The sequence below is a fragment of the Buchnera aphidicola (Kaburagia rhusicola ensigallis) genome, from assembly GCA_039830025.1.
Classification (GTDB): Bacteria; Pseudomonadota; Gammaproteobacteria; order Enterobacterales; family Enterobacteriaceae; genus Buchnera_B; species Buchnera_B aphidicola_AW.
Genome location: CP140040.1, coordinates 539,687 through 555,398 on the forward strand (window position 1 = coordinate 539,687; position 15,712 = coordinate 555,398).

Annotated in this window: 12 protein-coding genes and 1 tRNA gene; 5 read left to right on the forward strand and 8 right to left on the reverse strand. The window is 24.5% G+C overall.

Annotated elements, in window-relative coordinates; translation table 11 throughout:
• Positions 1-496: 496 nt before the first annotated feature.
• Complete coding sequence (tsgA, locus tag U0T55_02455) at positions 497-1,657, forward strand: MFS transporter TsgA (GenBank protein XBC42765.1); 1,161 nt, start codon at positions 497-499, stop codon at positions 1,655-1,657.
• On the opposite strand, the gene trpS is transcribed toward tsgA, so the two are convergent.
• From trpS to aroK, 4 genes are all read right to left on the reverse strand, one after another.
• Positions 1,650-2,651 (reverse strand): tryptophan--tRNA ligase, encoded by a 1,002-nt coding sequence (trpS, locus tag U0T55_02460; protein ID XBC42766.1) that lies wholly within the window; start codon positions 2,649-2,651, stop codon positions 1,650-1,652. The genes tsgA and trpS overlap by 8 nt on opposite strands.
• 39 nt (positions 2,652-2,690) lie before the next feature.
• Entirely contained in the window at positions 2,691-3,380 is a 690-nt protein-coding gene (rpe, locus tag U0T55_02465; GenBank protein ID XBC42767.1) for a ribulose-phosphate 3-epimerase, read from the reverse strand.
• A 283-nt stretch (positions 3,381-3,663) separates the two neighbouring features.
• Positions 3,664-4,746: a 3-dehydroquinate synthase gene (gene aroB, locus U0T55_02470; GenBank protein XBC42768.1), complete on the reverse strand. Its 1,083-nt coding sequence runs from the start codon at positions 4,744-4,746 to the stop codon at positions 3,664-3,666.
• A gap of 42 nt (positions 4,747-4,788) precedes the next feature.
• Positions 4,789-5,313, reverse strand: coding sequence for a shikimate kinase AroK (gene aroK / locus U0T55_02475; GenBank protein ID XBC43079.1), 525 nt, complete (start codon positions 5,311-5,313; stop codon positions 4,789-4,791).
• Positions 5,314-6,115: 802 nt separating this feature from the next.
• Here aroK and U0T55_02480 point away from each other — a divergent pair.
• Positions 6,116-6,201: transfer RNA gene (locus U0T55_02480), tRNA-Ser, on the forward strand.
• A 95-nt stretch (positions 6,202-6,296) separates the two neighbouring features.
• Here the strand turns inward: U0T55_02480 and deoD are convergent.
• The 3 genes from deoD to U0T55_02495 all read right to left on the reverse strand — a co-directional run bounded on the left by deoD (position 6,297) and on the right by U0T55_02495 (position 10,063).
• Complete coding sequence (gene deoD / locus U0T55_02485; GenBank protein XBC42769.1) at positions 6,297-7,007, reverse strand: purine-nucleoside phosphorylase; 711 nt, start codon at positions 7,005-7,007, stop codon at positions 6,297-6,299.
• Between the two features lie 51 nt (positions 7,008-7,058).
• The gene (locus U0T55_02490; protein XBC42770.1) at positions 7,059-8,288 is read right to left on the reverse strand and encodes a phosphopentomutase; all 1,230 of its coding nucleotides are present in this window, start codon (positions 8,286-8,288) and stop codon (positions 7,059-7,061) included.
• A gap of 1,199 nt (positions 8,289-9,487) precedes the next feature.
• Positions 9,488-10,063, reverse strand: coding sequence for an NfuA family Fe-S biogenesis protein (locus U0T55_02495; protein XBC42771.1), 576 nt, complete (start codon positions 10,061-10,063; stop codon positions 9,488-9,490).
• Positions 10,064-10,348: 285 nt separating this feature from the next.
• On the opposite strand from U0T55_02495, the gene bioH reads away from it, so the two are divergent.
• Positions 10,349-11,131: a pimeloyl-ACP methyl ester esterase BioH gene (bioH, locus tag U0T55_02500; GenBank protein XBC42772.1), complete on the forward strand. Its 783-nt coding sequence runs from the start codon at positions 10,349-10,351 to the stop codon at positions 11,129-11,131.
• Positions 11,132-11,250: 119 nt separating this feature from the next.
• Here the strand turns inward: bioH and ssb are convergent, their stop codons facing one another.
• On the reverse strand, positions 11,251-11,760 hold the full coding sequence (ssb, locus tag U0T55_02505; protein ID XBC42773.1) for a single-stranded DNA-binding protein: 510 nt from the start codon (positions 11,758-11,760) through the stop codon (positions 11,251-11,253).
• A gap of 936 nt (positions 11,761-12,696) precedes the next feature.
• Between ssb and dnaB the strand changes: the two genes are divergently transcribed.
• Entirely contained in the window at positions 12,697-14,082 is a 1,386-nt protein-coding gene (gene dnaB / locus U0T55_02510) for a replicative DNA helicase (protein XBC42774.1), read from the forward strand.
• A 466-nt stretch (positions 14,083-14,548) separates the two neighbouring features.
• A complete protein-coding gene (gshB, locus tag U0T55_02515) occupies positions 14,549-15,520 on the forward strand; it encodes a glutathione synthase (GenBank protein XBC43080.1) in 972 nt (323 codons plus the stop codon).
• Positions 15,521-15,712 lie beyond the last annotated feature (192 nt).

Genomic DNA, 15,712 nt, shown 5'->3' on the forward strand with positions numbered 1-15,712 from the left:
TAATAACACATGTTAAAAATTAATATCATACATCAAATTTTTAAAAATATACTATAAAACAATATTTTAATAAAACATCATTATTACAAAAAAAATTTTTTAAAAAAATTTATATTTAACTATAATTATTACTTTACTCACTTTTCTATCAATACACAAATTTTTCTAAAACATTATTTAACAAAACATTACTAAGTGTCAAAAAAAATCAATATTGAAAATTATGAAATAATGTGTACATACTATTATATTTAAAATATATCCAACACATTGCAAAAAATTTTTCTCTATCATTAAATAATGACAATTCAAAAATAAACTTTATATTAAAAGATATTTAAAAATATCACTTAAAATTATCAAATAGCTATAATAATTGTCATTTGTTTTCTCGCTTCATGAAAATTTTATATACATGTAATTTAATATAAATATTATTTTATATTATACCAACAAATTTATGAATAAGTTTCATATTATATAGGAAGTTAAAGTAATGGAAAAAAAAAATATTTTTGGACTAACTTGCATTAGTTTTTGCTCTTACGCTTTAACAGGAGCATTAATCATTGTCACTGGTATAATTTTAGGAAATGTATCTGAATATTTCAATGTATCTATAACTAGAATGAGCAATACTTTCACTTTTTTAAATGCCGGAGTTTTAATTGCTATCTTTTTAAATTCATGGCTTATGAGTACTATCACGTTAAAAAAACAATTAATCATGGGGTTCATACTCATGATAATAGCTATATGGATACTAATATTTCATCATACACTTACATTATTTTCTCTTAGTATATTCATATTAGGGGTAGTCAGTGGAGTAACAATGTCTATCGGTACTTTTCTAATTACTCACTTATACGCAGGAAATAATAGAGCTTCCATATTATTGTTAACTGACTCATGCTTTAGTATGTCAGGTATCATTTTTCCAATCATTTCAACATTGTTAATTTCTAATCATATTACATGGTATTGGATTTATCCCGTAATAGGAATATTATATATAATTATATTTATATTAACAATAAATTTAAAATTTCCTATTTTAGATGCAGAAATTAAACAATATCCAAAAATAGAAAAATGGAATGTTTCTATTTTTTATCTATCAATGTCAGCATTGCTATACATATTAGGACAATTAAGTTTTATCTCATGGATTCCAGAATACGTTATAAAATCTATTAACTTAAACATTACCCAAGCTGGAACATTGGTTAGCAACTTTTGGATGTCATATATGATAGGAATGTGGACTTTTAGTTTTATATTAAAATATTTGGACTTAAAAAATATCATTATATATTTAACAGGAATGACTACATTATTAATATACATATTTAACAATATTCAAAATTATATATTATTAAAATGTGTTATTGTCTTAATAGGTTTCGTTTCTAGTGCTATTTATACTATTATAATTACACTCGCGTCCCAACAAACAAAAATACCTTCTCCAAAAATTATTAATTTTATTTTAACTAGTGGAACAATAGGTACATTACTTACTTTTATAGTTACTGGGCCAATTGTAAAACACTATGGATTAATTTCAGCTTTAATTACGTCTAATATATTATATGGATTAGTTTTCGTAATATCTATATTATTCAACTTAAAAAATAGAAATAAAATTAAATAAATCCTACTACTTGTTTAACTTTTTTTAACATTTTATCTGCTTCAACACAAGCTCTAGATGCACCATAATGCAACAGTTTTTCTAAGTAATCTTCATATTTCCTATAATAAAAATAAGAAGATTGCATTTTACCTATTACATCAGATATAACTTCAATTATATCTGATTTAAAATCTTTATATGACTTTCTAGAGAACTCTATTTCTAAATCAGAAACACTTTTATTTATTAAACTAGAAAAAATATTTAATAAATTGGATATTCCTTTTTTATGAACTATATCATAATGAATACTAGGAGGAACATCAGAATCAGTAACAGCTAACCGTATTTTTTTGGAAATACTACTAACATTTTCTAATAAAAAAATAACATTATTTCTATTAGAATCAGATTTAGACATTTTCTTGTTTACATCTAATAGAGATAAAATATGAGAACCATTTTTCATTATATATTTTTTAGGAATTGTAAATATATCACCATAATATGAATTAAATCGACGAGCAATACTACAGACTAATTCCAAATGTTGTATTTGATCATAACCAATAGGAACAATATTAGTTTTATATAATAAAATATCAGATGCCATTAAAATAGGATAATTTAATAATCCAGAATTAATGGTTGTAACATTTTTCAAAGATTTACTTTTAAACTGAGTCATTCTTGACAACTCACCATAATAAGTATGACATGTTAAAATCCAATGTAATTGAGAATGTTGATGAACCTGCGATTGAAGAAACACAATACTTTTGTATGGATCAATACCACAAGCTAAGTACAGCGCTATCGTATCTAATACGTTTTTTCGTAATTCTACAGAAGAACGACATGTGGTAATAGCATGCAAATCAGCAATACAATACAAACATGTATAACTCTTTTGCATTTGCACCCACGGACGTATAACTCCAATATAATTACCTATAGTTAACTGCCCTGAAGGTTGTATAGCACTAAATAAAATTTTTTTAACATTGTTCACTATCTCTTTCCATATAAAATATTAGACACTTTTAAAAAATTAAACTTGAATACCACAATCATTCCTTAAATTAATCTGATAACGAAGGTCTTTAATAATCTGTGTATAATTTTTTGAACTAAATATAACTGAACCAAGAACAAAAACATTTACTCCATGAGATGCAACTTTTTTAATGTTACTTAAATTAATTCCTCCATCAATTTCCAATAAAATGTTTCGATGACTATTATCTATTAATTTACGAACTTCCAATAACTTCTTAAATATAATCGGTATAAACTGTTGTCCTGAAAAACCAGGATTAACAGACATCACAACAATCATATCTAATTTGTCCATAACATATTCTAAAACATCTAATGTAGTTGAGGGATTAATAGCTAATCCTACTTTGCAACCGCAATTCCTAATTAAATTTAAGGATCGATCTAAATGATTAGTTGATTCTGGATGAATAGTAATAAAATTAGCTCCTGCTTTAGAAAATTGAATTATTAATTCATCTACTGGATCAGCCATAATATGAACATCAATAATTGATGTAATTCCATTATTTCGAATAGATTTTAATACCATGGGTCCAAAGGTTAAATTAGGAACATAATGATTATCCATAACATCAAAATGAATAATATCTCCTCCTGCTCCTAATACACTTGTGATCTCTTCTCCTAACCTAACGAAATTAGCAGATAAAATTGAAGGAGCTAACCATATAGTCTTCATTATTTTTCCTAAAAATTTATAATACTTAACACCACTATGTATTTTACATATAATGCACATATGTAGAATAATTTATAGAAATACAAAAATATTAATTTTACATAATAAATCAATGTATACAAATTTTTATAACCACAAAAATATCTTTTATAATTATCTTTCAAACACAATCATAAATTTAAATTGTTTACATTAAATACAATACACACTACTTTTCTACAAATTACATTACTCAAACATAAAATCAAGTATAATTTTCAAAATTAAATGTAAAATTACTTATTTACTTACAATTACTTATCGCCGAAATTAATATATTTTTTTGTACATTAGAATAAATCATAGCTTTTCCGATAGATACAGGTAATACCAATCTCACCATTCCCGAAGCAACTTTCTTATCTCTCAAAAAATTCTCATAATAAGAATTAAATGTCATATTTTTAGGTCCTTTTATTGGTAAACCTGCTCTATTTAATAAACTAACAATTCTATTTTTTTCGCATACATTTAATATTCCTAATAATACAGAAGTCTCAGCTGCCATTACTATTCCTGCAGACACAGCTTCTCCATGTAACCACTTTCCATATCCTAAATGAGTTTCTATTGCATGACCATACGTATGACCTAAATTCAATAAAACTCGGGAGTTATTTTCTCTTTCATCTTGCTCTACTATTACTTTTTTAATTTCGCAACATCGTTTTACGCAGTAAGAAATTGCTATTTTTTCTAATTTTAATACAGAGTTAATATTTTCTTCTAACCAATTAAAAAAAACATCGTCAAAAAGAATAGCATATTTTATAACTTCCGCTATTCCAGATACTAATTGACTGTTAGGTAATGTAGATAAATAATCCAGATTAATAATTACTGAAGATGGTTGCCAAAACGAACCAATCATATTTTTTCCAAGAACATGGTTAATAGATGTCTTCCCACCAATAGAAGCATCTACCTGAGATAATAATGTAGTAGGGATTTGTATAAACCGAACTCCGCGTTGATACACTGAAGCTACAAAACCTGTTATATCACCAATTACTCCACCTCCTAATGCTATTAAAGTAGTGTCTCGTCCATGTAAATGTTTTAATAATTCTGATATAATATATTCCATTGAACCTACATTCTTAGTCACTTCACCATCAGGTAAAATCACACAATTTATTTTAACTCCTAACTTGTTCAAATGGTATATAAAATTATTTTTCCAAATATTAGATACTATATTATTAGTAACTAACATAACTTGATCACCTGATATTAATGGAAAAAAAATATTTTCCACTTCAAAAATAGATGATCCAATATTAATATAATATATTCGATTTCCTAAAGTAACTTTTAACTTTTCCAAAATTAATACATCCTAACAATGTTTTAAATAATAACATATAAATTAATTTTTATTTAATAAATTAATAATATGGAATACTATTGCTCTAGCACTTTTACCATCCATATGAATAATAATATCTGCTATTTCTTTATATAATGGATTTCTTTCAATAGCTAACGATTCTAAAATATTTTTTATAGGAACATTTTGAACCTGTAATAAAGGTCTTTTTTTATCTTTTTGTGTTCTAGCTAATTGTTTTTCTACAGTAGTTTCTAAATATACAACAATACCACGAGATGACAGTTTATTTCTATTCTCTTTTAACTTAACAGATCCCCCTCCTGTAGCTAATACAATTCCATATTTACTAGTTAACTCATTAATTATCTTTTGTTCACGTTCTCTAAATCTTGATTCACCTTCTACATCAAAAACCCAACTGATATCAGCACCAGTACGTTTCTCAATCTCTTGATCAGAATCATAAAATTCCATATTCAACTGTTGAGCTAACTGGCGACCTATAGTACTCTTTCCAGCACCCATAGGTCCTATTAAAAAGATATTGCGTTTTTCTGCCATATTTTGATATTGTTTTATATTAATGTTAGTGACAATCATGTACAGCTTATTTAAGCTGACAAGAAATAAAGTTTTCAGTTTATTGCTGAATAATGCAAAGTTATGAAGATTCGTTAAAATCACAATAAAATTTGATAAAAATTATTAATTTTAAAAACTATATTAAAATTGACATTCAAACTAGATATAATGATGTCCTAAACATCTATGTTGTACTATTTTAAATAAATATTCAAAACAAGCTATTTATTATTATGCAAATGATAAAAAATAATTCAAATACTTACCTATAAAATAATATATCGTGTTAAAAATATGAAAAAATTATAATAAGTTCTTATAAATATTTTTAAAATATTAATATTTATAACTGAACCATATCATTTACACCAAAAATATAATTTTAATTTAATAATTTTGAAATACAACAGTGTTTAAAATAACTATTACTATCACATCAAAACTATCCAATATAAAATTTAATATTTTTTATAAAAAATATTAAATTTTTTCAATACATGTGTGTTATATATCATGTAAAATTCTCTATACAGAAATTAAATTGGTAAATATCTATTCTTCTATTTTATTTTATATTAAAATACTATTACTTATATTTTTAACAGTCATACGTGAAAAATTACTTTATAAAAGTTATAAAATTTATAATAAATATTAATAATAGAAGTTCTCTAATATAAAATTAATTCAAAATACTTTTTTTAATGTTTGCTATATACCAAAAATAAATTTATAATTACATTGACTTATAATTTTTTAAAAATAAAACACTTTAATACACGGTGAGATGTCCGAGAGGCTTAAGGAGCATGCTTGGAAAGCATGTATACGAAAAACGTATCAAGGGTTCGAATCCCTTTCTCACCATAATGACTTTATTAACATCAACTAATAAATAAACTAAATTAAAACAACCATATATCATTTTTAAAGAAACCTTGTTCACATAACATTAATTAATTCTAACTCAATAAGCTAGAATTCAAAGCAATTTTAATCATTTTATCTAAACTAGATTCTCTGTCTTGCGAACTAATTCTACTATTTTTTATGATATGATCAGAAACTGTACAAATAGATGCAGATTTGATTCCTAATTCTGCAGAAATACTATATAATCCAGCCGTTTCCATCTCTATACCAATAATGTTAAATTGTTTAATAGATTGTAAAACGTCGTCATTATTATGATAAAATAAATCTGTCGTAAAGAAATTTCCTACATTTACTGGCATTCCTAAATCTTTAGAAGCGAATACTAAATTGCAAACTAAATCAAAATCTGCAACAGCTGCAAAATCATTGTTTCTAAATCGTAATCTGTTTATTTTAGAATCAGTAGAAGCGCCTAAGCAAATAATAATATCGTTAAGATTTATATCTTCACAAACAGTACCACAAGTGCCAATACGAATGATTTTTTTTACATTATATTCTGTAATCAATTCGTATACATAAATTAAACATGAAGGCATGCCAATTCCATGACTCATTATAGAAATTCGCTTTCCTTTATAGTCTCCAGTAAATCCTAACATAGAACGAACATTAGTTACTTCTATAGCATGATTTAAATAATTTTTTGCAATATACCTTGCTCTAATAGGATCACCAGGCATAAGTACAAAATCAGAAAAATCATTCTTTTTAGCGTTAATATGAGAGGTTGCCATAATGCATTACCTATTTTTAAAATTAAAATTATAAAAAAATAAAAATCATTATCATTTATAAAACATTTCTTTTCCAAACTTCATTGGAGACAAATCAAAATATTTTGCTAATGTTTGAGCGATATCTGAAAACGTTTTACGATGACCCAAATACCTTGGTTTAATATTGGGCCAATAAATTAATATAGGTATATTTTCTCTTGTATGATCAGTTCCTATCCATGTAGGATCACATCCATGATCAGCAGTAATAATTAAAATATCATCCTTTTTTATTAAACTTAATAATTTAGGTAAACGACTATCCAACCACTCTAATCCTTTAGCATAACCAGAAACATCACGCCTGTGCCCCCATGAAGAATCGAAATCTACAAAATTAACAAAAACAATAGTATTATGAGTAGATTTTTTTATTTCATATATAGTAGCATTAAATAGCTCTAACAAACCTGTTGCATGTACTTGTTTTGTAATTCCCTCTCCTGCATAAATATCTGAGATTTTACCTATTGAAATTACTTTTCCGGATTTTTCACTAATTAACTTTTGCATAATGGTTGCATCATGAGGTTTAACTGAAAAATCTCGTCGATTTCCTGTACGTTGAAAATGACCACTTTTATTACCAATGAATGGCCTAGCAATTACTCGTCCAACATTTATTTTTGCTTCATCTAATATTTTTCGAATAGCATGACAAAGTTCATACAATTTATCTAAACCAAAAACTATTTCATGGCAAGCAACCTGAAATACTGAATCGATAGAAGTATAAAAAATAGGTTGTTTAGTATTTATATGTTTTTCACCAAAATCATCTAATATAGAAATTCCAGAAGAATGACAGTTACCTAAAAATCCAGATAAATTACATGTATTAACAATTTTATCCAATATATTTTTCGGAAAACTATTTTTCACATTACTAAAACAATCCCAATCATATAGAACTGGTACTCCAGCTATTTCCCAATGACCAGAAGATGTATCTTTTCCTGATGAAATTTCACTAGAATAAGCATAACTTCCTAAAAGTATTTTACTATCTTTTATTCCAAATAATTCTTTTCCTATAGATTTATTAGCGGCACGTAATAATCCAAGAGATACTAAATTAGGTATATTCAGAGGTCCAACTCTACCAATATTAGCTTTACCTAAATAACAAAATTTTACTATATTTCCAAACGTATTAGCACCTACATCATTAAATTTATGCGCATCACTCGTTGAACCAATTCCAAAAGAATCTAAAACTATAATAAATGCGCGTTTCATATAATTTCCAAATTAATATTAATTCAAATGTTATAAATTTCATATATGCTAATAAAGTGTTTTAAACACATATGACATATAAAATCCTATTTGACATATACAAAATGTTATACACATATTAAACACTTAATACAGTTAATACTATCTAATAAGTTTAAAAGCAATAAAATAATGAAGTTTATATAAATTTTTAAAATAAATACATTTTTTAAAATCGATTGCTTTTGTGCTTTAACTTACCTTAGTCTACTAACTAAAAAATATCAATATCATTAAGATTACATAAAATGCTTATTCGTTACAAAATAAATCATTTCTTACATTCAGCTGTTCATTTACTATTCAAACAACACAAAAATGATCTATATTAAAATAACTTGTACATATTTTGCAAGATTTTTATCTTGATATTTATTTATAAAAGAACATGCGCATTTATTTTTATTTATAACACTCATTTCATGAAATCACCATATATAAAATAACTTTATAAAAATCGTCAAATAAACCATTACAAATACAATCAAATATGTATACTTTTTTTAAAAAATTACACTATAAACTAACCATAACTATTAAAATTTTACTATCATACATATGTTTTTATAATTAATATAATGTTGTAAAAGTTATAGAATACATAAAATTTTATATTACAAAAAATATTATCTATGAATAAAATTATCATACAACTATCTTGTTGCATTTAATATATATATTAAAAAAGCAATTAAATATTTTAAGTTTTCAAATACCTAAAATCACATTATTTTCTATTAATAAATTCTATTACTTATCATATCTTTTAATTCTCCTGTTTGTAACATTGAAAAATTTTAAATAACATTTAAAAATATAATTAGTATACTAAAAAAATTTAAAAAATTTGGAAAATTATTATTAATTCTCAAATTTTATTACTTAAATTGCAATCTGATACATAATAAAACGCGCTATTGAATTAACACAATTTTATTTTAAAAGCCTTCAACTATTTAAAACAATAAATTATATCTAACCAATAGAATAGTAAAAATTTTTCTTAAATACATTGTTAGCGCTGTAAGTCTATCAATAGGATTAATAAATCTAAATAAAAACAATAACCTTCAAATAAAAACATATAAATAGTTAAAACAAAAAAAAAATAAAATCATCTACTATAAAAAATTATTAAAAATCCTTAAGACATTATCATATTAATAATATGAATGCCCACCTTTTTGATGTTTAGTAGCATCATATACTCCTTTTAGTTCAGGAAACGCAATTAATAACTGACGTTCTATACCTTTTTTTAAAGTATACTGCACCATGGAACATCCATTGCAACCACCTAAAAAATTAATAGTAACATACCCTGATTGAGTAATATTTATTAAACTTACTTTTCCTCCATGAGCAAGTAACTGAGGATTAATTTTTAAATTTAAAAACGATTCTACTTTATGTTTTAAAAAAATATCTTTATTTAAAAGACATTTTTTAGCATAAGGAGCTATCAAAGTTAATTGAGAATTACAATTTTCTATTGTAATATCAATTACTGCTTTTTTTAAATACGGTAAACTTAATTTATCAATATATAATTTAAAATTGTCATATTTAAACTTTATATCTTGTTTAGTGACATCCTCGAGATAACAAAAAGATACTCCGCATTTTGCAATAGGAGTTCCAGGATTGTTTACAAAAACTCTAATATTAGTGTCGCCTTTTTGTTTAGACAGCAAACTTAAAAAGTGATCTTGAGCTAATTTGGAAATATTAATCATAAAATGGACTCAATCATTTAATTTAAAAAACAGTTTTCAATAATACATTTATTACGTTTAGATAATACATATAACATTACATAAATTTCGCATATATAACATAATTATATTTCAATAATAAATACAATTTAATTTAAAAAAATTAAATAAAAACAATAATTTTGTTTATATATGATTAAAATTAATTATATTTTATAATACCAATTACATTAGTTATAACATTACTATAATTTCTTATAATATACATTTATGTTAAAAAACCAAATATAGGAAATATTTGAACCTATGCATGAACTTCATTGGAATAAAATAGGTACCGGAAAAATACATTTAGTTTTGATACATGGATGGGGATTTAATTCCAAAATTTGGAACATGCTATTCTCTGAATTACATAAAAACTTTAAAATTCATTTAGTAGATTTGCCAGGATTTGGAAAAAACCATAAGCTAAAATTTACAAACTTAAAAGATACAGCCAAATTGCTAGAAAAACACATACCAAATAATTCTATATTATTGGGATGGTCCATGGGAGGTCTAATTACTAGCAAAATTGCATTGTATTATCCAAAAAAAATTATAGGACTAATTCACGTTACTTCTTCACCATGTTTTATCAAGCGTCCAAATTGGCCAGGAATATCTAAATATCAGCTATTAAAATTTTATTATCAATTAACTGAAAACTACAAAGAAACCATTTCAAATTTTATTAAAATACAAAATATTAACTCAAAATGTCTTAATCAAGAAATAAATATATTAAAAAATCTTGTATTATCTCAACCACAACCTGCTATGTCAACACTAAAAAAAGGATTAGAACTATTATATTCATCAGATTTAAGAAAAGAAATAACTAAATTAAATATTCCTATTCTTAAAATATACGGATCTTTAGATACGCTAGTTCCAAAAGAAATAGCTGTAATATTAGATCAACAATTACCTAACAGTCAATATAAAATAATGAATCAATGTGCTCACGCTCCATTTATTTCTAATAAATATAAATTTTGTTCTATAATACTAAAATTTTCTCAGAATTTACATATTTTAAAATAATTTTTTTAAAAAATAAACCTTCTATCATTAATATGAAATACTTTTATAAAGTATCAAAAAAAATGAAAGCCATTCAAATTAAAAATTACATATTCAAACATAAATTAAAAAATACATATTTAAAAAGGAATATCTTCATCATCAAAGTCTAAACTACTAGAATCATTGTCTAAAATTTTTTTAGAATCATCATTCTTTTTATTATCATTTAACATTTGTTTTTCCAATTCACGAGTATTACTTTTTGCAAATCCTAAAGAAGACGATTGATTATCAATATTACGACTACCTAACATTTGCATAGTTCCACCAACACTCACAATGATTTCTGTAATATAACGATCTATTCCATTTTGATCTTGCCATTTTCTAGTTTGTAATGATCCTTCAATATACACTTGAGATCCTTTTTTTAAATATTCTCCTGCAATTTCTGCTAACTTATTAAAAAAAACAATTCTGTGCCATTCTGTTTTTTCTTTTACTTCTCCAGTATTTTTATCCTTCCAATGCTCAGATGTAGCTAATGTAACATTAGTAACAGCTCCTCCATTTTGCATATACCTTACTTCTGGATTTTGTCCTAAATATCCAATTAGAATAACTTTGTTTATACCTCTACTAGCCATAATACTTATCTCGCTCTAATAAATTTTTTATACAAAATATATAACATCAAAACAAACAATTACCTAAAAATGACTAATGTTAAACTCATAAATTATAAGTATATCATTAATTAAAAAAATTTTTTAAACAAAATATAAACGATTAGTTCCAATAATATTTATATCCTATCCCAATAAAAGAATGATTTTTTTAATATATATTTATTAAAATGCAAAAAATTATAACGTATTTATTATGATCCACTACATGAGTGTCAATAAAATAACGTACGTACGAAAAATCACTATATTTTTTATGAAAAAGTTGTTTATACCTCTATAATATAACACTATAAAAACTTATATATTTGAAATTATACTTGCACTAAATTATACTAATTCATTCCTATGAACTTTACATAATTAATTTAATAGGTATATTATTATACATATCAAAATTAATATATACATTAATTATTTCAATACGCATTAATGAACTTATAATAAGAAGGTATAAAATAATATGTTATATATTCTTAAATAAACTTAAACAATCAAACAAAATATACGTCCTTTGCATTAAATATATATTACGTGTAAAAATATTAATTAACCATAATTTCATCGTGTAGACCATTATTTTTATTGTTCTAATTAAAGCGCTTTAAAATTTACGCAACATATAACAAAGAGATTGAGAATACACATACTTCCCAAACGTTAAATTCCATTCATAACAGAAATACCAATAAACACAATCTTACTTTAGTTTCATAAGAAAACATTCGCATACATTCTTATTTATTGTACTATTAAAATTTATCATTATCATAAAACCTTTTTTTAAATATCAAAATATTTAATATAATAATTAGAACAATCACAATTTAACATCTTATCTCAAAATAAAGATACCATTTAAAATCATCACAATAGAATTTTGGTGTTATATTAAAAATGTCAGAAAAACAAATACTACATAATAAAATTAAAAAACACATCGCACCTCCCCATTCTCTAGAAGCTGAACAATCCATCTTAGGGGGATTAATGCTAGATAATCAGAAATGGGAATGCGTAATAGAAATAATCACAGAATATGATTTTTTTAGTTCCTCTCACAGATTAATTTTCCGAGAAATGCAATGGTTGCTAGATCACGGATATCCTATCGACTTAATTACCTTATCAGAATCTCTAGAAAATAAAGGCGAACTAGAAAACATAGGAAGATTTTCTTATTTAGCAGAATTATCTAAAAATATTCCTAGCACTGCTAACATCTTAACATATGCTAAAATAGTTCGTGATCATGCTATTATCCGTGAAATAATTAAATCTGCACATAAAATAATTCATATTGGATATAACCTAAAAGGAAGAACTAGTGAAGAACTTTTAAATATAGCTGAATCAAAAATATTTAACATCGCAGAAAATCGTTTAAAAAAAAATACTGGACCTAAAAATATAGAGCAAATATTAGATTCCACCCTACAAAATATAGAAACATTATTTAATACATCGAATCAAGGAATTACAGGAATTAATACGGGATATCAAGATCTCAATAAAAAAACGTCAGGACTACAACCATCTAACTTAATTATTATAGCAGCCCGTCCTTCAATGGGAAAAACAACGTTTGCTATGAATATTTGTGAAAATATCGCGATGACTTATGAAAAACCTGTTTTAATTTTTAGTTTAGAAATGTCGGGAGAACAAATAATGATGAGAATATTATCTTCTTTATCTCGAGTCAACCAAGAAAAAATACGAACAGGACAATTAAATGATGAAGATTGGTCTCGAATTTCTAGTACTATAAATATCTTGTTAAAGAAAAAAAATATGTATATTGACGACTCATCAACTCTTACTCCTACTGAAATGCGATCAAGATCACGTCAAATTTATCGAGAAAACAACGGATTAAGTTTGATTATGGTTGATTATTTGCAATTAATGAAAGTTCCATCGCTTATAGGAAACAGAACACTAGAAATAGCTGAAGTTTCTAGAACATTAAAAGCGCTAGCAAAAGAACTACAAGTACCAATAATAGCATTATCGCAACTAAACCGGTTATTAGAACAAAGAGGAGATAAACGACCAATTAATTCTGACTTACGCGAATCTGGATCTTTAGAACAAGACGCAGATCTAATCATGTTCATATATCGAGATGAATTATATTATAAAAACACAGATCTAAAAGGCATCGCTGAAATAATTATAGGAAAACAAAGAAACGGACCAATAGGAACAATTAAGCTAACATTCAACGGTCATTGGTCACGATTTGACAATTATTCTGGATCTACATATCATGAAGAATAAAATGTCCATGTTTTATTGTAAAAACATAAGTTACAATTTTATGCCATTAACACAAACAATATTAAGATATTTTCGAATTCATTAGAAAATTAATGTATATGTTTTAAAATATTAACATATTGATCCTTTATCAATAGATCATAATTAATTATAAATTATTTTTTGCAATCAAAATAATATCAAATCATACATATTTCTTGGAATTAAAAAGTTTAATTTAAATACTATTTCTTAATAACTTCCAACAAACTACAATAAAATTTATTAAACATATTCAATTATAATTGAACTAAAATTATACTGAAAAAAGAGATCTAATTAAAAAATATCTATATCCATTAATAACATCTAATATTATTTACTCATATTTCATTTAAAAAATTTATTAACATATAAATAATTGATTTTAAAACATATACGTGCAAAAATGAATTTATGTAACATATTTAAACCAAAATAAAATACGATAAAAATAAATATGAAAATAAAATTAGGAATTATAATGGATCCTATTTTTTCTATTAATATAAAAAAAGATTCTAGTTTTTCCATATTATTAGAAGCACAAAAAAGAAAATATTCGATATATTACATGGAAGTATTAGATTTATATCTAAAAAATAATAAACCTTTCTCGAAAGCTAAATTATTATTACTAAAAAAAAATAAAAAAAAATGGTTTTTTTTTAAAGAATCAAAAAATATTTCATTATTAGATTTAGACGTCATTTTAATGCGAAAAGACCCTCCTGTCGATGAGCAATATATGTATGTCACTTATATACTCGAACAAGCTGAAAGTGAAGGTGTTTTAGTAATTAATAAACCTAGAAGTTTACGAGACTTTAACGAAAAGTTATCTACCATGTGGTTTCCTGAATTTATTCCTCATACTTTAGTAACCAGCAATATCTCTCAAATCTACAATTTCGTAAATAAATACAAAGACATTATAATTAAACCATTAAATGGCATGGGTGGTTTATCTATTTTTAGAATAAAAAAAAATGACCCTAATACAATGGTTATCATTGAAACTATGACTAATTATGGTAAAAAATTATGTATATCACAAATTTATATACCAGATATAAAATATGGAGATAAAAGAATATTAATTATTGATGGAAAACCATTTCCATGGTGTTTAGCTAGAATTCCTAAAACAAACGAAAATAGAGGTAATTTAGCTGTAGGAGGGTTAGGAAAAGTTCAAAAACTAACTTCATGCGATTGGAATATAGCTAATAACATAGCTCCAGTTCTAAAAAACAAAGGATTATACTTTGTAGGAATTGATGTTATTGGAAATAAATTAACAGAAATTAATATTACTAGTCCAACTTGCATACAAGAAATCGAATTTAAATGTAAAATATCTATTAGTAAAACCATACTAAATTCCATAGAACAACATTTAATTGCTAAGAATGTTTAAAATTATCAATATTTTCAAAAATTATTACTCTAAAAGTTTATTTCTAAAAAATATACCATATATGTACAAACATACTAATAACAGAAAAATGAAAATTATAATTAAAAACTAACAAAATATTTAAACATTCTAAATAAACTAAAATTAATATACTATTTCGCAAAAACATTGTAACTATTTATATACAACCTA

What these genes read in the sequence shown, in the direction of transcription:
- U0T55_02495 (XBC42771.1), bottom strand. Translation starts at nt 10,063, where the DNA reads ATGATTAATATTTCCAAATTAGCTCAAGATCACTTTTTAAGTTTGCTG.
- aroK (XBC43079.1), bottom strand. Translation starts at nt 5,313, where the DNA reads ATGGCAGAAAAACGCAATATCTTTTTAATAGGACCTATGGGTGCTGGA.
- bioH (XBC42772.1), top strand. Translation starts at nt 10,349, where the DNA reads ATGCATGAACTTCATTGGAATAAAATAGGTACCGGAAAAATACATTTA.
- rpe (XBC42767.1), bottom strand. Translation starts at nt 3,380, where the DNA reads ATGAAGACTATATGGTTAGCTCCTTCAATTTTATCTGCTAATTTCGTT.
- deoD (XBC42769.1), bottom strand. Translation starts at nt 7,007, where the DNA reads ATGGCAACCTCTCATATTAACGCTAAAAAGAATGATTTTTCTGATTTT.
- dnaB (XBC42774.1), top strand. Translation starts at nt 12,697, where the DNA reads ATGTCAGAAAAACAAATACTACATAATAAAATTAAAAAACACATCGCA.
- tsgA (XBC42765.1), top strand. Translation starts at nt 497, where the DNA reads ATGGAAAAAAAAAATATTTTTGGACTAACTTGCATTAGTTTTTGCTCT.
- ssb (XBC42773.1), bottom strand. Translation starts at nt 11,760, where the DNA reads ATGGCTAGTAGAGGTATAAACAAAGTTATTCTAATTGGATATTTAGGA.
- U0T55_02490 (XBC42770.1), bottom strand. Translation starts at nt 8,288, where the DNA reads ATGAAACGCGCATTTATTATAGTTTTAGATTCTTTTGGAATTGGTTCA.